This is a genomic window from Pigmentiphaga litoralis (genome assembly GCF_013408655.1).
GTDB lineage: Bacteria > Pseudomonadota > Gammaproteobacteria > Burkholderiales > Burkholderiaceae_B > Pigmentiphaga > Pigmentiphaga litoralis_A.
Genome location: NZ_JACCBP010000001.1, coordinates 4407645 through 4426330, shown reverse-complemented (window position 1 = coordinate 4426330; position 18686 = coordinate 4407645). Strand labels below are relative to the sequence as shown.

The following is an 18686-nucleotide window of genomic DNA, read 5'->3' as shown; positions in this document are numbered from 1 at the left end:
GATGTCCGCCATGCCCGGCCGCCGTGAGAATGCAGGTATGCTTTTTCACTGGCAGCCACACGAACATGGTGACCACGGACTCTGCGGGTCCCCTGCGTGTTCACATTGCCGTCTTCCTATTTTCTTTACGATGGCGCCGCCCGTCGTACCCCCTCAGGAACGCCCGCCATGCCCTCTTCCCCGCAACGCCTGACCGCCCGCGAAGCCGACATTGGCGGTGGCCTGAAGGTGCACCGCCTGATTCCGTCCCGACAGCGCCGGCTGATCGGCGCCTGGTGTTTTCTTGACCATGCCGGCCCGGCGGTGTTCGAAACGGGCGGGGGCATGCGGGTCGGTCCGCATCCGCACATCGGCCTGCAGACATTCACCTGGATGCTGGAAGGCGAAGTCCTGCATCGCGACAGCCTGGGCAATGAGCAGGTGATCCGTCCGGGCCAGGTCAACCTCATGACGGCGGGACACGGCATCAGCCATACCGAAGAGTCGCTGCCCGACCAGGAACGCCTGCACGCCGCCCAGTTGTGGATCGCGCTGCCCTACGACGATCGCAATGTGGCGCCTGCCTTCGACCACTACCCCGACCTGCCGCAATGGACCGACCAGGGCGCCACCTTCACGCTGCTGGCCGGCGAAATGAATGGCGAACGCGCCCCGGCGCGCATCTATTCGGACCTGCTGGGTGTCGACCTGGCCAGCACCGACCGGGTCACGCTGACCCTGCCCTTGCGCACCGACTGGGAATACGGCTTTTTGCCGCTGCAAGGCGGAATCGAGATCGATGCCGACCCCTTCGGTCCCAATGAACTGGCGTTTTTGGCGCCCGGGACCGACCATGTCACCGTCACCCTGGCGCCGGGCTCGCGCATCCTGCTGGTAGGCGGCGCGCCGTTCGGTCATGAGATCGTGATGTGGTGGAATTTTGTCGGCCACAGCAAGGAAGAAGTGGCGGACGCGCAGCACGCATGGGAAGCGGAATCGCCCAGGTTTGGGACGGTCACGGGCTTTGACGGCCCCCGGCTGGTGGCGCCGCCGCTGGCCTGGCGCTGACGGGCCGAGGTCCCGATGTCGATATCGCATCCCGCCGCCCCGCGCCGTACGTCGTCCTGGCTGCCGCTGGCCATTCTGCTGCTGGTTGGCGTGCTGCTGGGCCTGAACGCGAGCCTGGTCAAATTGGGTATCGCGGCGGGTTGGCCGCCGCTGTCCTTCCTGTTCTGGGGGGTGCTGGGCGGCGGTGTGCTGCTGCTGGGCGCTGCCCTGGCCATGGGCGAGCGGCCCGGCACCCGGCCGCAAGATTTCGTCTACTACCTGATCGCCGCCCTGGTCAGCATGGCGCTGCCCAATGCCTTGTCCTACAGCGCCGTGCCGCATGTGGGCGCTGGCTTCGTCTCTTTGTGCATGGCGTTCCCGCCCTTGCTGACCTACGTATTCGCGCTGGGCCTGCGCATGGAAACGCTGCGCGTCGTGCGCGGCGTGGGCATCGTGCTGGGCCTGATCGGCGCGCTGATGCTGACCTTGGGCAAGGCGGGCCAGGGGCCGGTCGAACCGCTGTGGATGGCGGCCGCGATGGTCGGCCCGGTGTTCCTGGCGATCGGCAATATCTACCGCACCAAGTGGTGGCCCAAAGGCGCCAGCGCCATGTCGCTGGCGCCGGGCATGCTGCTGGGCGGCGCGCTGCTGGTGCTGCCGTGCGCGATCCTGACCGGTTCGCCCGTGCTCGACCTGCCCTGGAACGGCGCTGGCGTGGGGATCGTGATCACCCAGATGGTCACTTTTGCCACCACCTACGCCCTGTACTTCGTGCTGCAGAAGATCGCCGGGCCGGTGTACATGAGCCAGATCGGGTCGATCGGCGCGGTGTCGGGCGCAGCAATTGCTGTGTTCGCGTTGGGCGAACGGGCCAACGTGTTGCTGGTGCTGGCCGCCGTCGTCGTGCTGGCAGGGGTCGTGCTGGTCAGCCGCAAACCTGCCTGATATCGACGCCCTGATCATCAACACCCAAAGCATCACCACCCTAAGCATCACCAACCTGAGGACCTGCCATGGCTGCATCGCGTTCGTCTGCTCCCGCTCCGATTCGTGTCGGTATTGGGGGATGGACGTATGAGCCCTGGCGCGAGACCTTCTACCCCGACGACGTGTCGCAAAAAAACGAGCTGCACTTTGCCAGCCGGCAGGTGACCGCGATCGAGATCAACGGCACCTATTACAGCGGCCAGAAGCCGGAAACCTTTGCCAAATGGCGCGACGACACACCCGATGGCTTCAAATTTTCGGTCAAGGCGTCGCGTTATGCCACCAACCGGAAAGTGCTGGCCGAGGCGGGCGAATCCGTGGAACGTTTCGTCAACGGCGGGGTGACCGAACTGGGCGACAAGCTGGGGCCTGTCCTGTGGCAATTCGCGGCCACCAAAAAGTTTGACCCGGACGACTTCGGCGGTTTCCTGGACCTGCTGCCGGATCGGGTCGCGGGCGTGCCGATGCGGCATGTCATGGATGTGCGCCACGCCAGTTTCATGACGCCCGAGTACCTGGCGCTGGCGCGCAAGCACAAGGTGGCGACCGTATTTACCGACTCCGACGAATTCCCATCATTTGCGGACCCGACCAGCGACTTCGTTTATGCACGCCTGATGCAGGCGCAGAGCCGGCTCAAGACCGGGTATGGGCCCAAGGCGCTGGACCAGTGGACGGCCCGGGCCCGCGCGTGGGCGGCGGGGCCGTTGCCCGATGACGTTCCGTACGTGCCGGACGCCAAGCCTGCAAAGGCTGGCAAGCGTGAGGTGTGGATGTTTTTCATCAACGGCGCGAAGGAACGGGCTCCCGCGGGGGCGATGGCGCTGATCAAACGATTGGGGAAAGCGGGCTGAGCGGGGAGCGGGGAAGGCGGGGTGTTGGGAGGGGAGAGTGCGGGGGTGCGGGGTGTGCGGGCAATGCGGAACGCAGGCGGGCCGCCCCCCTCTGCGTTGCGCCCGGTCAGATCCCCCGCGGCGGCGTTCCGGCATAAATCGCCAGCCCGGCCTTGAACGCATCGTACCGGGTCGCGCCCAGCTCATGACGCACTTCGTCTTCGGCCGCTTCGACCGCCGCACGAAAGGCGGTCAGCCACGCCAGGCCTTCCGGCGTGAACGACACGATCCGGGCGCGGCCATCGGTCGGATCGTCGTGCCGCTGTACCAGTCCGATGGTTTCCAGTTCGGCCACCAGGGCGCCCATGGATTGTTTGGTAATGCCCGCCCGTGCCGCCAGATCGGTCAGGCGGGTGCCGTCGACATCCAGATTGCGGGTGACCTGGATGTGGCACGGTTTGCATTCGCGATGACCGGCATCCGCCATGAACGCCAGGATGCGGGATTCGAAACGCGCGACGGCATTGTTGAGAAGACGGCCGACGTTATGTCGACGCCATTGATCGGATCGAGGCGACGTCATCGCATGGCTCCGGGCGGGGTCCCAGCGTGGGCTGGAACGGCAGACGCGGGCGCGAAGGCGGAAGCCGCTGCGTCCGGGTGCGTGGCTGCTGATACGGATGCTGCGGCGGACGAGTGCGTGGCTGCTGATACGGACGCCGCGGTGGACGAGTGCGTGGCTGCTGGCACGGATGCCGCTGCGGCCGGATGCGCGGCTGCTGACACGGATGCCGCGCCGGACGCCACCTGACTACGCGCCGCCGCGCCCCCCAGCGCCTGCCCCAGCACCCCCGCCGCATCGGTGTCAGCGTTTCCGCGCCACGCCACGATCTGGTCAGGCCGGATCAGCGCCAGGTCGGCCCCGTACAGCGCGCGGGCGTCCGGGTGTTCGACATCCACCACATCCAGCGACACCCCCCGGCGTTCCGCCGCGTCCAGGAAGGCCTGGGCATTGGGCGCCGAGTCGCTCAGGCGCAGCACCGTCCAGTCGAAGCCGAACGTGTCGTACAAGGACCGCCCATCGTCCAACCAGAGATGCGGCGGACGGCCCCCCGGGCAGGCGGTGGGCACGTAATCGTTCGGCACATCAGGCGGCGGCGCGGTGCCATCGGACACGATGATCGGCGACCCGTCATATCGGCCTCCAAAGGTGATCCCGGGAATATTGAACTCGCGGCGCCCATGCTCGGACAGGTACGCGCCAGCGGTGGCGCGCGCCGCTTCGCCGGCAGCCGTGTCGTCTTCGATTTCAGCCGCGGGCGCGAACAATCCCAGCGAATCGGCAAACGTGCGGGCGTACGCAGTATTGCGTAGCGCCAGCGGACGACGCTCGATCGCGTAGCTGTCCAACAAGGCAGCGGGCGCCTGCCCCCGCAGCACCGCCGCCAGCTTCCATGACAGGTTCACGGCATCTTCAACCGCCGTGTTGTAGCCCAGCCCGCCCGTGGGCGTGAACAAGTGGGCGGCATCACCCGCCAGGAACACGCGGCGGGTCGACAACGCATCGGCCACCAGGCAATGCCCCGCCGTCCAGGTCAGCCGCGACAGAATGGTGACGTCGAACGTCGCTCCGGTCGCGGCGTGCAGCATGGCCTTGGCGTCGTCTTCGGTCAGTTCGGCTTCGTGCTCGTCCGCGTGCAGTTGCGTGTGGAACGCAAATTCACCCTTCCCGTCGACAGCCGCCATGAAGGCCCGTCGGTCGCGATTGAAACTCACGTTCATCCAGGCCGGCGCATGCGGCACCACCTTGTAAAAATCCGGCGCGCGAAAGTAGATGGCGTACATGCGCCCGCCCATGAAGTCACGCTGCACCCCGGTTTCGCCACCGTAGCGGATGCCCAGATGCTGGCGCACCCCGCTGCGGGGTCCGTCAGCGCCAATGGCATAGCGCGCGCGTACGGTCTGCCGGTGGCGGGTCGCGGTTTCTTCCAGGTCCACTTCGACGCCTTCGTCGTACTCGCGCAGCGCCACCATCCGCCATCCGTAGTGCACCGACACACCATCCAGGCTTTCGGCATGGCGCCGCATGACGGCTTCCACGTATTTTTGCGAGACGCGGTGCGGCAGTTCGGCCGCGCTCCAGGCGCCGCGCAATGACTTCACCAGGGTGGTGGCGTCGCGGGCAGAGGGCAGCCTGAAGCGGGCCAATTCATGCCGTGCGTAGCGCGTGAAGTAGGCAATGTCCGTAGGAAAGTCTGGCGACAGGCCTTGCTGCCGGACTTCGTCGGCAAAGCCCAGGCGCCGGTAGTGTTCCATGGTGCGGGCCTGCGTGGCATTGGCCTGGGGGTTGAAGGCGGTGCCGGGCTTGTCGTCGACCAGCAGCACACGGACGCCCCGGCGGCCCAGCTCGTTGGCGGCCATCAGCCCGCAGGGGCCCCCGCCAATGATCACGACTTCGGTCTGTGCTGGAACCATGGATGTCTCCGGTACGTGCCGGCCTGGTGGCCGATCTGGGAATGAATGCAGGTGCGGGCGGGCGCGACAGTGATGGGTCACTGCATCGCGACGTTCGCCGTGACCGTGATCGTAAGCCGATCTTATCAATATGCCCCACCGGGGGAACCCTCGATAGTGCCGCCGCTCGACGTCATGAGACCCCTGTCAGACCTGACAGCCTCATGTTTACGCCATGACGCCGCCGCAAGGGTCCGGCGGGCGCTGCGGCGACCCCTCGGTTTCCCCTTACTCACGTTCCCCAGCCAGGGGCCGACAAGCTGGAACACCCTGCAGGGCGCGCAACCGGCGCTGCCTCAGGCGCATCGTCCAGCCCCCGCCCGCCGGCGGACCCACAAGGCCTCTTTTCATGAAACTCAAACACCAGCTCTGTGCCGCCTTCGGCGGCATGGCATTGATGGTCCTGGCCACCGGCCTGCTCACCTACTGGAGCGTTGCGTCGATCGAAGCGCGCACCGTCGACATGGACGCGGCCGCGTCCAACACCCAGCTTGCCCTGAAGCTGCCCGACCAGATGGACCTGATCCGTGAACGCGGCATCAAGACCTTGTTCATCGACGACGCCAACGACATCCGCGCGCTCGACGCCCTGCGGGAAGCCGGGATCCGGCAGAACGACGCCACGCTGCAGGCCCTGCAGCGCTCCGTCACGACCGACCGGGGCAAGGCCCTGCTCGAGGCCGCCAGCGCCGCGCGCAAGTCGTATCGGGAACGCGAGACCACCCTGTTGCGCGGCGCCCGCAGCGCGGACCGCGACACCCTGATGGCGTCGATTGACCGGCAACTGGGCGACAGCGTCAAAGCCTATCGCACCGCCTTTGACGCGCTGAGCGAATTCCAGGCCACGCGCTTCCAGAACAGCCGTGATGCCGCGCATGCCACCGTCAACCAGGCCCAGACGCTGGCCGTCGCCAGCCTGCTGGCCTCGATCGTGATCGCGGTCATGCTGACCGCGTGGATCCTGCGATCAACCCAGCGCACCATCGGCGGCGACCCGCAAGACGCCGCGCGCAGCGTGGCCTTGATCGCCAGCGGCGACCTGGCCCAGCACATTCCGTCGGCCCACCCCGACAGCCTGCTCGCCAACATGGAAAGGATGCGGGTGGAACTGAACGCCGTCATCGGTCGCCTGAAGCTGAATGCCAAACAGCTCGTCAGCTTCGCCAATGAACTGGCGACGGCGTCCAACGACGTGGCCGCCGGCGCCGGGCGCGGCAGCGAATCGGCGTCCAGCATGGCCGCCGCGATCGAAGAAATGACGACCAGCATTACCGAGCTGTCCCACAACGCCGCAGCGGCCGCCACGTCTACCCAACAGACGGGAACCGTGGCTGCGTCCGGCAGCGCCAAGGTCATGCGCCTGTCCGACAGCATGACGGTCCTGACGGCCAGCGTTACCGATGCCGCCAGCAAGGTGACCGAACTGGGCGAACAATCCGAAGAAATCCGATCGATTGTGGACCTGATCAAGTCGATTGCGGATCAGACCAATCTGCTGGCGCTCAACGCGGCCATCGAAGCGGCCCGCGCCGGCGACGAAGGCCGCGGCTTTGCGGTCGTCGCCGACGAAGTCCGCATGCTGGCTGAACGCACCGCGCAATCCACGCAAGACATCTCGGCCAAGATCCGCAACATCCAGGGCAACGTCGAAAGCGTGATCGGCATGATGTCGGCCACGGTCGCCCAGGTCGCGCAAGGTGAACAACTTGCCACCGACGGCGCCAAGGCCATTACCGACATCGAAACCGCCACCCGCAGCGTCATCACGATGGTTCACAACATCAGCGACGCCATCCGCGAAAATTCCATGGCCAGCGAAGACATCGCCAAGACGGTGGAGCACATCGCCATGCAGTCTGAAGAAAACAGCCAGTCGTCGTCTGTCGTGGCGCGGACGGCCACACAGTTGAGTGGACTGGCAGGCGAACTGAACGACATGTCGGGGCAGTTCAAGACGCGGTGAGCGGTGGGCGGTGATCGATGAGCGGTGAGCGGTGGGCGGTGAGCGGTGATCTGTGGGCGCATTGACACGCTAAATGGAGCGCATGTCAAAGCGCTGCCTTCATGCCGCCCCGCTCCCTACGAAGCGCGGCGCAGTGTCAAACCAACGGCGCGACCGCGGCCCCTTCAATGCCGTGGCGTTTCAAAGCATCTGCCACGAAGCCGCTCGCCTTCATGGACTCGACAAATGCAGCCAGGTGCCGCGCCGCCGCCGCGTCACGCGACTTGGGCAAGCCCATGGCCTGCCGGATCTCCATGAAGCGCCCGGGCAGCACCCGCAATCCGCCCACGCGCTGCGCATCGCCTTCCAGTTGCTGCCTGACTCCGGCAGCCGCGTCGGCGCCTTCCGCCAGAAAGGTATCGACCACCGACGGCGACGTGGGGGCACGCACGATGCGCGCCTCCTTCAGCGCGCGGGTCAGGTACAGGTCGTACGCACTGCCCTTACCGACCACCACCGAATGCGCAGCCTGGTCGACCTCGTCATTGCTGTTCAGCGGCGATGCCTGGCGTACCAGGTAGCAGCCTTCGATCAGCACGTACGGTTCCGTAAAGGCGATCGCCTCGCCACGCAGCGGATCGACCGCAAAGAAGCCGACATCGGCCGCATTGGCCGATACCGCCGCGACGGATTCGCCGGCACTCTTGAATACGACCAGTTCATGCTCGACCCCCAATTGCCGGGCAAGCTCGCGGGCCAGGTCCACCGACACTCCGAACGGTTCTCCACTGGCCGGGTCCAGGTTGGCAAGAATCGGATTGCCGACGTTGATCGACACGCGCAAGCGGCCGGTCGGTGCAAACGCATGAAGCAAAGAAGCATCGATAGACATAAGAATTCATTCCACGGAAGGGGTCAGAAAACCGGGCCTGGGGCCACAGCACAAATCAATCGGTGTTGCCGTTTCCAGCGTTTCGGAAAACCAGGCAGATATCGCGGCCTGCCGCGTCCCCAGGTAGACAGGTTGTCCCTCGTCATCCAGGTTCATGCTCAGGTCGTGACCCGGGACAAGCACCGTGCCGTCCCGGCGGCGCCACCACTGCCAGATCGTGTCCAGGCTGTCGAGACTGCGGGCGCGGTCATCGGTATCCGCAACATTGCGCGACAGCAGCTCCGCGCGATTTTTGGCGGCATCGCCGGTGAACAGCACGTCGCCGGCGTCGCTCGTCCAATAGAACAGCAGGTGGCCCGGCGTGTGGCCTGGGGCGTCGATCGCCTGCAAGCCGGGCAGGAATGCGTCCCCGCCCTGCAGCCTGCGAACGGATGGCGATGCCTCCAGTTCCCGCACATACAGCTCGGGCAGCGGATTGAAACCCGGCGGTTGTTCGGCAGCCCACGCCAGTTCCCGCGCGCCGATCCATACCGTCGCGTTCGGGAACAGTACAAAGTTCACCGCATGGTCGTAATGCGCATGGGTCAACACGACATCCGTCACGTCAGCCGGCGCAACACCCCGCGCCTGCAGTTGTTTGAGCAAGGGCTTGCGCACGCCAAACGCCCCCACGTCGATCAGGATGACCCGCCCTTCGGTGCGCAGCAACGTGATCGTGCTCCAGCCCAAACCACCGTGGAACACGGCGCGGCCGGGGTAGCCCTGGATAAGGACGTCCATGTGTAGGGAAGTCGGGCTGGGTGCCCCGACGGGTGTCGGTGTCGCCGCCATCCTCATTCCGCCTTGATGCCGGCATCGCGCACCAACGTGCGGTACTGCGTCAACTCATCCCGCATCAGCTTCGCAAAATCCGCCCGCGTGCCGCCCACGATATCGTTGCCGCCCTCGTCCGCCAGCCGGCGAATCACGTCGGGGTCCTTCAAGGCGGCCACCGCGGCCGTCCGGATGCGTTCAAGAATCGCCGGATCCGTCCCGGCCGGCGCCAGCAGTCCCTGGAACTGCGTCACCTTGAAATCCTTGAAGCCCAGTTCCTTCATCGTGGGCACGTCCGGCAAGGCACTTGCCCGCGTCTCCCCCGTCACCGCAAACGGCCGCAGCTTGCCACCCCGGATATGCGGCACAGCCGTCACCACCGTATCGAAACCAAACGACAGCTGCCCGCCCAGCAGATCCGCCAGCGCCTGCGCGTTGCCCTTGTACGGGACATGCGTCATGCCGGCCTTGGCCGTCAAGGCCAGCAACTCGCCCGCCAGATGTCCGCCCGACCCGATGCCGGCCGACCCATAGGTCAACTTGCCCGGCTCGCGTTTGGCGGCCTCCACCAACTCGTCCAGCGACTTGATCGGCGACGCGACCGGCACCACCAGCACGTATTGGTAACTCGTCAGCTGCGTGATCGGCGCCAGGTCCTTGACCGGGTCGTACGGCACCTGCTTGTACAGCACCGGATTGACCACCAGCGGGCCACTCGCATCCATCAACAGCGTGTAGCCGTCGGGCTTCGCCTTCGCAACCTGATCCGTGCCGATCTGCCCATTGGCGCCCGGCTTGTTTTCCACCACAAAGGTCTTGCCCAGCGAGTCGGACATTTTCTGCGCAACCACCCGCGCCGTAATGTCCGCCGCCCCGCCCGCCACGTAGGGGACCACCACCGTAACCGGCTTGGTGGGATAGGTCGATGCGTCCGCTGCAACGCTGGTCGCGCTGGTCGCCGCGAGCGCCGTCAAAGCCACTGCCAACAGGCATGTCTTCATATCTTCCTCCGATGATGCTTATGATTCGTGCCGACGTGGATGTGCGGCATCGTGGTCGGGGGCAGGGACGACGCTTGACGACGTCGCCGCGCGCCCCGCCCCTGGCCCAGGTTCAGCTCACTTGGTCAACGCGGCGCATTCCTGCAGCTGCGCCAGCACGGCCGGATCGGGCACAAACCCTTCCGCGCGATGGCGCGCCAGCTTCTTCAGCTCGATCTCGCCCGGCACGATCACCGGCTTGTCCGCTTCCACCGCCGGGCTGCCATGCAGGATCGACGCAAAGTCATTCATGCGATCCGTCAGCCACGCCGTGGACCCCAGCACAGAGGTATCGATCAGAATGAAAAAGTGCCCCAGGTTCTGCGGCTCGTCGGGCGCATCGACCCACGACTTCACATGCGTCAGGTAGGCCGCGTTCGACAGCAGCCCGGCAAACAGGTCCACCATCAACGCCAGGCCATAGCCCTTGTGGCCGCCCACCGGCAACAGGAATCCATCCAGCGCCGCCTTGGGATCGGTCGTCGCGCGGCCGTCCTTGTCGGTCGCCCACGTGTCCGGAATGGCGGCGCCCTGCTTCAATGCATTGCGGATCTTGGCGCGGGCCACCACGCTCATGGCCATGTCGAGCAGGAAGGGTTGACCGCCCGGGTTGGGCACGCCAAAGCCGATGGGACTATTGCCCAGGCGCGCATCGCTGCCGCCCCACGGCGCAATGGTCGTGGTGGCATTGCTGCCGATGATGCTGGCAAAACCGGCCTCGGCCGCGATCAAGGAATACGGCGAGATCGGCCCAAAATGGTTGCTGCCGCGGGCAAACGCCACGCCCACGCCGCACGCCTTGGCCGCCTCCATGGCCGCCCGCAGGGCATGCATGCCCACCAGCGGGCCCACACCGTTGTCACCGTCAACCAATCGGATGGCCGACGCCACGGCGTTCACGCTGACCTGCGCGGTGGGATTGATGCCGCCCACCTTCAGCCGGTCGCCGTACGATTCGATGCGGCTCAAGCCATGCGTGCTGAGGCCGAACAGATCGGCAAGCACCAGCACCTTGGCCACGTCTTCGGCGTCCGCCTGCGGCAGGCCAAGGCCCTGGAAGGCACGCGTGCCCAGGGAAATAAGGTCGTGTTCAGACATCGCCGTCGCGGCGTTCGTTTGCGGAGTCATGGCATTTCCTGATGATCGATAGGTGACAGGGCGTCGTGGGCGTCGCAGCGTGCCGCGTGGCCAGGCCGACTTCCCTGGAAAGACGCGGCAGCGTCAGTTGGCTTGCAGGCGCGCGGCCTGGACCACCTTGGCCCAGCGCTCGCCTTCCGTTTTGATGAAAGTGGCGAATTCGGCGGGGCCCTGCCCCATCGTCTCGCTCGAATCGTGTTCCAGCCGGTGCTGAACCGCGTCCGACCGCAGCGCCTTCAGCGCTTCTGCGTTCAGGCGCGTGATCACCTCGGGCGGCGTATTGGCAGGCGCAAGCAGCCCGAACCATTGCGAACTTTCAAAGCCCGGATAGCCCAGTTCCGCCACGGTGGGCAGGTCAGGCAGCACCGGCAAACGTTTGGCCGACCCGACCGCAATCAGACGGATCTTTTGCGCCTGCACGTGGGGCAACAGCCCGGGCGTGCCCGCCGCCGCGGCATCGATGTGCCCCGCCAGCAGATCGGCAATCTGCGCCCCCGTGCCCTTGTACGGCACGTGCGTCACGTCAACCCCCGCGGCGGTCTTCAACATTTCAAATGCCAGATGCCCCGCGCTGCCATTGCCCGCGGACCCATAGTTGAGCGCCCCCGGCTTGGACTTGGCCAGCGTCACGAATTCCGCCAACGTGTTCGCCGGCGTGCCACTGGCGACGGCAAACACCATCGGCAATCGCGCCAGCAACGTGATCGGCGCAAAGTCCTTGTTCACGTCATAGCTCAGGTTGGGCATCGTCGCCGGGTTCACGGCAAACGTGCCCACATGGCCCAGCAGCAACGTGTAGCCATCGGGCCGTGCCCGCGCCACTTCCTGCGTCGCGATCGTGCCCTGCCCGCCGCCCTTGTTCTCCACGACCACGGCCTTGCCCAGCCCCTTCGCCATCTCGGTCGCAATGGCCCGGGCGATCACGTCGGAACTGCCGCCCGGCGCATACGGCACCAGCAAACGGATGGGGCGGCTCGGCTGCCACGTCTGCGCAACAGACGGCGCCGACACGCCGATGGCGGCGGCGGTGATCGCCGTCGCCACGCACCAGAAAGGAATGCGGCCATGGCTGGCCGTCACGGTTGAAACTTGCACTGTCGTCTCCAGAAAGCACCGGTCGAATCGGTTTGTGCAGTCATTCTCGGGACGGTCGAATATGCTGTAAAGTGCAAAGATTCGATCAACTCTTGTGCAAAACGCGTGAATTTCGATCTCGCCGATTTGCGGGCCTATCTTGCCGTGGCGGACCTGGGCAGCTTTCGGGCCGCGTCCGACGCCATGCATCTGTCCCAATCCGCGCTCTCCCGCCGCGTGGACAAACTGGAAGATGCCCTGGGCGTAAAGCTGTTCCAACGCACCACCCGGCGCGTCGAACTCACCACCATCGGCCGCGGCTTCGTCCCCAAAGCACGCAACGTGCTGAACGAGCTGGAGACGGCCCTGCTCGGCGTACAAGACGTCGCCGAAAAAATCTCGGGCGAAGTCACCATCGCCTGCGTCCCTTCCGCCGTCGCCTACTTCCTGCCCGACGTCATCCGCCAATATCACGCGCGCTACCCCCGCATCCGCATCCGCGTCATCGACGAATCGTCATCAGTCATCCTGACCGCCGTCGCGCGTGGCGAAGCCGACTTCGGACTGACGTACATCGGCACACAAGATGCCGATATCGACTTCCATTCCTTGTTGCGCGAATCGTTCGTCGTGGCCCTGCGCGCCGACCATCCGCTAGCGCGCAAACGCAAGCTGTCCTGGGCCGACCTGACCGGCCACGACTTCATCAGCCTGGCGCAAGGCAGCGGCAACCGTTTTCTGGTGGACCAGGCGCTCGCCAACAGCCCGCATCGGCCCAGATGGTTCTGCGAAGTGCAGCACGTGCCGGCGCTGGTGAGTCTGGTCGAGGCAGGGGTGGGAATCGGCGTCGTGCCGCAACTGGCCATGCCGCCCAAGGGGCATGCCACGCTGGCGACCGTGCCCTTGGTGAATCCGGACGTCAGCCGCGAGATCGGGCTGATACACCGGCGCGGGCGGGCATTGAGCCCGGTCGCGCAGTTGTTGTTTGATTTGTTGGTGGAGATGCGGCGGTGATGTATGGCAGCTGATCCTGTTGCCGCGCTAATACCCGATCGCGTTGCGGATCGCCTTCGAACCCCGCAAAACGTACGCCTGCTTCGCTGCTACTTGTGGCAAATGTTGCACGATCCGCCGCCCTCGTCCTCGCCATACAAATCATCGATGTCGATCGGTTCGTCCCATTGGCGCAAGGGATTCACGGGACGACGGGCCTTCTCTCGTTCTAAGCGAACTTCGTAGTCCTTCTTGATCTGTATGACTCGTGCCGGCTTTTCAAGCTCGGTCAAGGCCTCGCCTTGCGTCCACGTGAACGGCGAACCACTGTCCAGAGCGGTCTTTTCGTAGCTCTTAGCTTCCTCATACGCGTCGGGATGCAGTTCGCGCAGGCGCACCCATTCGATCTTCTGCTGGAAGAAGCAAAACGTGCAACCCGATCGGCTACGCCAATCATAGTACCTAGGCATACCCACGCCCGAGGATTCCAGAATCTCGATGACACCTGGCTTGTCTATGCCGGCCTCGCGGAATGGGAGTAAAACCTTGAGATTGGCCTGCTTTGCGGAATACCCCTCGCGGTAGTCCTCGTCGGAGCGAATCGCGACATACGAAAACACATTATCGCCTGCCGCAAGCATTGGCCGCACATACTGCTCGAACGGTGCGAGTTTCAGCTGCCGCGTGCACCACCGCGTTTGGGGCGAAGGCAAGAAATTACCGTACTCACGCAGCCAAAAATCAAAGTCGCGCCGCGGGTTCAGTCTGAGAATTGGCTTACCGAGATAGCCCTCGAGACGACCCAGGAACTCATATACCTCGGGTAGCTCCTTGCCGGTGTCGGTGAAGAAGTACTCGAACTCCACCTCGGGCATGGTCTGCCGCACGTGCACCGCCAGTGCAGCGCTATCACGCCCGCCTGACAAACCCAATACATGGCGTTCAGCCATTGTTCAATTCCTTTTCGTACAAGGCCGAACTGGCCTTGGCCAACGCGGCGAACAGCAGGTCGCCCTTCAGTCCCAGTTTCTCAAGACGGCTGAGCACGTCCAATGCGGCCTCTTCGACGACTCGCTTGTCGCGGCTCGCCAATTCAAAGGTCTTAGTTATCACCACGGAGACGCCGCCGGTTCCCACCACCACGGAGATCGCTTCGCGGCCGAGTGCACGGCCTTGAACATTTACAAGGGCTTCCGCCCGGCGGAAGGCCAGCGCCAGATCGGAGACGGCCAATAAAGCACTGTCGATGTCGAGATCGGTCCAGTCACGTGGCGGCTTGTTCGCCGCCAAGCTCAGAATGCCCTCGATCGCCTCGAGGGAGCCGTCTCGCTTCATCAAACGAGATGCAAAACTTTGGAGACGAAGATCGGCGCCCAGCTTCGAAATTGGCGCTGCGCGTTCGCGCAGTTCTAAGTCCTCACCTTCGTTTGTATCGAGCGCCTCGGCCATTGCCCTATCGACCCGCTGGAGCATCTGCGGATACGCATCGAGCAGCTCCTTCAACAGCAGCTCGATCATTGGCCCAACCTCGATCATTGGGACGCCGAGCGTCGTTGGCAGATCAATCATCAGAAGACGGTTGGGATCACTTGCACGCAGCAAAATATCGCGCACCGACTTTGCTTGTTTCGACACGTTGTGGGTGCGTTTGGCCCAAGCCGGCAAAGTAAACACCAGTTTGACAAGACCACGTGAAACGTCGAGAGGCGAGTGCCCAGCAGGCGGGAAACCACAGGCATTCAGCGCTGCCGCGATCGATTTAAGAGCGACGGCATGATTACTGTCTTTGTCGACCCAACGCAAATTAAAGCGGCGCGCATCTTGCAGAAGTTCATCTGCATCGACATCGGTCAATTTTGGCTCGAACATGCCGTCGCGGTAAACAGCGATATGATCGGAATGAGTTAGCGCGAACACAAGTAGCAAGACCGGCATTAAGCCAGCTTTGACGCCATGCGGTGCTTTACCCCAAGTATCATAGATCTCGGTAGCCGTAAGCCCCTTGATGCCGCCATCAACAATTAACTGTTTAGTCGCATTCCAAAGGCCGTACATGCACGCTTTGTCGTTTGGAAGGGGGGCCTTAAAACCCCAGGCATTTTCGCCGACTGCTCCGTGCAGTCCCGGCTCAGACAAAACTGTTTCATATAAACCGCGTTCAGCGGGGAAGCCTTCAATGCCTAGATGTTGTTGGTCGCCATTGTTGACCATTCGGTGCATGAGATCGCGTCGAGCTTTAACGCTGTTGGTGGACAACACGTCTCGATTGATCAGCTCACTCCAGACCTTCGGGCCCTCCGCGAATCGTGTGTTCGCCATATCAGAGGTCAGCGCGGCAAGACTTTTTACTCTTTCAGCCTTCTCTCCAAGTACCCATTGAGCCTTTGCAACCGCTTCGCGCAACGACTCTTCAAGCGCGCCTTTGACGGCCAACAGTCGAGCCGCTACTTCACGCCTTGCCACCGAGTCGCCATCGAGTTCGGGGCTCGTTTCTTCGACGATTCGCAGCGATAATAGTTCTGCCCCGAGGTCCGCAATAAGCTGGTAGTTAGGCGGCACTCCAAATACTACAGCCTTGTCTCCGTCTTTCTCCAAAGCGGCGAGTTTCGCTATCCCGTCTTGCTGGACCGATTGACGGTCGGGTAGCACCAAGGCAAAACGCCCAAACTCTCCCCCCTCGCCGGTATAGTTTTCGGCAAGGCGCTCGGCTTCTTGCAAGGTATGCAGGGAAACGCCCATCCACCGAAACGAGCCTGTCTGATGATAGTGCTGTTTGGCGACTACAGGATGCAAATTTGCCATCCCGGTCAAGACGGCGGTATCGACACCCACAAAGCTAGAACGCGCCTTTGCAACCGCTTGGTCTATATCAAAGTCGCTGCCCTCAAACACGGTCCACGAGGCGATGTGCTTCCTAAAGACCGCAACGCGCCAATGGCTCAGTTTTTCGAGTGCCGCAAGTACTTTTTTCTCAGGCGTTCCCGGGATGGCAGTGCGCAGCACGTCCTCAGTCGCCAGCAATCCAGATGTTCCACGGAAGATATCGATTAAAGCAAGAACCTTGGCCAGCGCCAACTCAACAACGTCAGCACCCTTGGCCTCGGCGCGCTCGACTGCTTCAACTGCTTGTGCCCAGCGATGGCCATCCGGAGACGCCAAAATCGCATGCTCAAGGTTCGCTCTCAAATAATCCCAGTGACGATCGGGACCGTATGCGGCCCTCCTATCCCACGTCTGCAAGAAATCTTGGAAACCATGCGGTTCGAGCGAAGACAAAAAACCGAAAACGCTGCGCTCATTCTGGCCAAACTGCCGACGAGAAGCAGGGCCGAGCAAGGCAGCTGTGATCGGATGCAGCGGCCAACACTGATCGAGCAGTTGGGTCATGCCCTCACCAACGCTAGGACGGCGATTGGCGATTGCTGCTGCGATGGTACGAGCGGTATCAACACTTAGAGGATGCTTGATGTGGCACTCGATCGCGTTGCCGATCAGTTGCACAACCTCGTCCCCGGAGCCAACAAAGGAAATATCGCCATACCGCCCCTGAATTTTCGCCCATTCCTCGCGTGCTTCAATGCCTAACCGAGAGGCATATTGGCGGAATGACTGGTGCAATAAGCCGACAATGACGAGCTTGCCTTTGCAGTGTCCTGCCTTCTCTGCAAGGTCCTGGAAGAAATGGATATCCTCACCACCGGCCGCGGCAGCTTCTAAGAATTTGCCCATCTCATCTACGAGTAACAGCACACCATCGAAACGACCTTCTTCAGCCAAGCTAACGAGTGTCGTTGTCACTTGGCTTGCTTCATGCGCTGCCGAACAAGGAAGAGCTTTGTCTAAAGCTTTTGCGACCTCGACAGCGATGCTGGCACGCTTACCGACGACCGGCAGAATGAGCCATCCCTTGGAGGAAACCGGAAAAGCCTTAGCAAAGCCCGGCACTTCGTTGGCAAGAATTGCGGTCGCGCGTGTACGTACCCCACTATTCGCCGACAATGCAGATGCCAGAACGACGGCCAAGGACGACTTGCCGCCACCGTAAGGTCCCGTCCATGTAAACGCACGATCTTTAGATCCATTGACTTGCCGACACATAATAGACAGCGCGTTGCAAGCGGTGTTGGTTAGCACATATCCATCGAGTGCGTCAGCCCGCCCAATATCCGCATCAATGCGCACAGAACGGCGATAATGGCGGGCAATCTGAACTGCTTGGCCTACTTGCATTTCCAGGGCTTTACTCATACGACTTTTCCATCATGGCCCGCTTGAAATTGCCGACATCTAATTCGCGCCGGTAGATTTGACGCAGTCCCGAAGTGTCCGACCAATTCAATCTACCTTCCGTTAGACTCGACAGTCCAAAAAGGCGCTCTGCGATCGACTCTTCATCTAGCTTAAATACCCGGCCGGGCGAACCTAGTCCATAAGCAATGGACTCAAAGGTTAAAGAAGTTTCGCCGGGATGATATCGGTCCCAAAAATCAATAAGAGCCCAAGCAAAGAAGGCGTCGGCAAGGGAGGACTTCGGACCACGGCGGAACGAATAGACGCCTCTGCGTTCTTCTTGGATCAGCCCCAATTCGGCGAGCATAGGCTCAGCCGCCTCCTCAACTGAACTAGAGGCCGAGCGCGGCGCGTATCCTCGAACGCAAGTTTCCAGGTCACGTGCAAGCGTCGCATGAGATAGGTTTTTTTTACCCGCAGAGATCGACTGAGCAAACCTCGCCAACGTTGGCATGATCTCGTCGCGCGTGAAGGTCTGCACATTCAGGACATTAAAAAGCCAAAACCATGTACTCGAACGAGTTCCACGCCCAGCGAGACACCAATGTGCATACCACGCCGTCGTTGGGTACTGCGAATACGGGTCGTAACCATCATCCACATAAATTTTGCGCGCAACGTCGTTGATGACGAAGTTTTTCTTCGAAGCTTCTTCACGCATCACTTCACAAGCGAGCGCCCAATGTTTGATGGATGAGACCATGTTTCGACCAACGCCAAAGGTGGCGATAGCCTTCTCATCAGAAAATGTCTCTTTAGAAACGGTCCATCGCGAATCGGCGCAGTCAAAAGCCTTCTTCAACCACATCTGACGAAGCGGAAAGGTTTCGTGCCCAGAAAAGTGGGCTTCGATTTGCGGTTCGTTATAGGCCATAGTTCGAATCATTTGTTGAACTGGAGAGCTAATCCAGTCACTTCACATGCGGACTGGAGACAAGCGCCAGTCTGATTGAATTGATTGTAGCTCGTCCTTAGGTACCTGTATGTATTTACAGTGAGTTCGATTAGTGGAACGCTTAGCCGACAGTAGAACGAGTGATAGGGGGCACTAACGCTGCCTAGCAACAGAGGTTTATAACGCTCGACTATCTCATCCCAGCTGCGATAGCCACATGCTACTCCTTCGCTGTCCAATTCACTACAGG

General features: G+C 62.6%; 15 protein-coding genes. 5 read left to right on the top strand and 10 right to left on the bottom strand.

The window, feature by feature from the left end:
• The first annotated feature begins 168 nt into the window (after positions 1-168).
• The 3 genes from HD883_RS20105 to HD883_RS20095 all read left to right on the top strand — a co-directional run bounded on the left by HD883_RS20105 (position 169) and on the right by HD883_RS20095 (position 2867).
• The gene (locus HD883_RS20105) at positions 169-1047 is read left to right on the top strand and encodes a pirin family protein (protein ID WP_179582190.1); all 879 of its coding nucleotides are present in this window, start codon (positions 169-171) and stop codon (positions 1045-1047) included.
• A gap of 15 nt (positions 1048-1062) precedes the next feature.
• Complete coding sequence (locus HD883_RS20100; RefSeq protein ID WP_179582192.1) at positions 1063-1971, top strand: DMT family transporter; 909 nt, start codon at positions 1063-1065, stop codon at positions 1969-1971.
• 68 nt (positions 1972-2039) lie between these two features.
• Positions 2040-2867 carry a DUF72 domain-containing protein gene (locus tag HD883_RS20095; RefSeq protein WP_179582194.1) on the top strand — a complete coding sequence of 276 codons (828 nt, stop codon included), beginning with the start codon at positions 2040-2042 and terminating at the stop codon, positions 2865-2867.
• Between the two features lie 106 nt (positions 2868-2973).
• On the opposite strand, the gene HD883_RS20090 is transcribed toward HD883_RS20095, so the two are convergent.
• Together HD883_RS20090 and HD883_RS20085 are read right to left on the bottom strand one after the other, a co-directional pair.
• Positions 2974-3429 (bottom strand): MarR family winged helix-turn-helix transcriptional regulator, encoded by a 456-nt coding sequence (locus HD883_RS20090; protein ID WP_179582196.1) that lies wholly within the window; start codon positions 3427-3429, stop codon positions 2974-2976.
• A complete protein-coding gene (locus HD883_RS20085; RefSeq protein ID WP_179582198.1) occupies positions 3426-5321 on the bottom strand; it encodes an FAD-dependent oxidoreductase in 1896 nt (631 codons plus the stop codon). The genes HD883_RS20090 and HD883_RS20085 overlap by 4 nt, the downstream gene beginning before the upstream one ends.
• 388 nt (positions 5322-5709) lie before the next feature.
• Between HD883_RS20085 and HD883_RS20080 the strand changes: the two genes are divergently transcribed.
• Positions 5710-7323 carry a methyl-accepting chemotaxis protein gene (locus tag HD883_RS20080; protein WP_179582200.1) on the top strand — a complete coding sequence of 538 codons (1614 nt, stop codon included), beginning with the start codon at positions 5710-5712 and terminating at the stop codon, positions 7321-7323.
• A 136-nt stretch (positions 7324-7459) separates the two neighbouring features.
• Here the strand turns inward: HD883_RS20080 and HD883_RS20075 are convergent, their stop codons facing one another.
• From HD883_RS20075 to HD883_RS20055, 5 genes are all read right to left on the bottom strand, one after another.
• The gene (locus HD883_RS20075; RefSeq protein ID WP_179582202.1) at positions 7460-8194 is read right to left on the bottom strand and encodes a transporter substrate-binding domain-containing protein; all 735 of its coding nucleotides are present in this window, start codon (positions 8192-8194) and stop codon (positions 7460-7462) included.
• A gap of 6 nt (positions 8195-8200) precedes the next feature.
• Positions 8201-8974 carry an MBL fold metallo-hydrolase gene (locus HD883_RS20070; RefSeq protein WP_179582204.1) on the bottom strand — a complete coding sequence of 258 codons (774 nt, stop codon included), beginning with the start codon at positions 8972-8974 and terminating at the stop codon, positions 8201-8203.
• Between the two features lie 53 nt (positions 8975-9027).
• Entirely contained in the window at positions 9028-10008 is a 981-nt protein-coding gene (locus HD883_RS20065) for a Bug family tripartite tricarboxylate transporter substrate binding protein (protein WP_179582206.1), read from the bottom strand.
• A 117-nt stretch (positions 10009-10125) separates the two neighbouring features.
• Positions 10126-11175 (bottom strand): Ldh family oxidoreductase, encoded by a 1050-nt coding sequence (locus HD883_RS20060; RefSeq protein ID WP_179582208.1) that lies wholly within the window; start codon positions 11173-11175, stop codon positions 10126-10128.
• Positions 11176-11268: 93 nt separating this feature from the next.
• A complete protein-coding gene (locus tag HD883_RS20055; RefSeq protein WP_373563406.1) occupies positions 11269-12279 on the bottom strand; it encodes a Bug family tripartite tricarboxylate transporter substrate binding protein in 1011 nt (336 codons plus the stop codon).
• 105 nt (positions 12280-12384) lie between these two features.
• Between HD883_RS20055 and HD883_RS20050 the strand changes: the two genes are divergently transcribed.
• Positions 12385-13272 carry a LysR family transcriptional regulator gene (locus HD883_RS20050; RefSeq protein ID WP_179582210.1) on the top strand — a complete coding sequence of 296 codons (888 nt, stop codon included), beginning with the start codon at positions 12385-12387 and terminating at the stop codon, positions 13270-13272.
• Positions 13273-13361: 89 nt separating this feature from the next.
• Here HD883_RS20050 and HD883_RS20045 read toward each other — a convergent pair whose 3' ends face one another.
• From HD883_RS20045 to HD883_RS20035, 3 genes are read right to left on the bottom strand one after another with little or no spacing between them, the layout of a single operon-like run.
• A complete protein-coding gene (locus tag HD883_RS20045; RefSeq protein WP_179582212.1) occupies positions 13362-14201 on the bottom strand; it encodes a phosphoadenosine phosphosulfate reductase family protein in 840 nt (279 codons plus the stop codon).
• On the bottom strand, positions 14194-17499 hold the full coding sequence (locus tag HD883_RS20040) for an ATP-binding protein (protein ID WP_179582214.1): 3306 nt from the start codon (positions 17497-17499) through the stop codon (positions 14194-14196). The genes HD883_RS20045 and HD883_RS20040 overlap by 8 nt, the downstream gene beginning before the upstream one ends.
• Entirely contained in the window at positions 17492-18415 is a 924-nt protein-coding gene (locus tag HD883_RS20035; protein WP_179582216.1) for a DUF4007 family protein, read from the bottom strand. The genes HD883_RS20040 and HD883_RS20035 overlap by 8 nt, the downstream gene beginning before the upstream one ends.
• Positions 18416-18686: the final 271 nt, after the last annotated feature.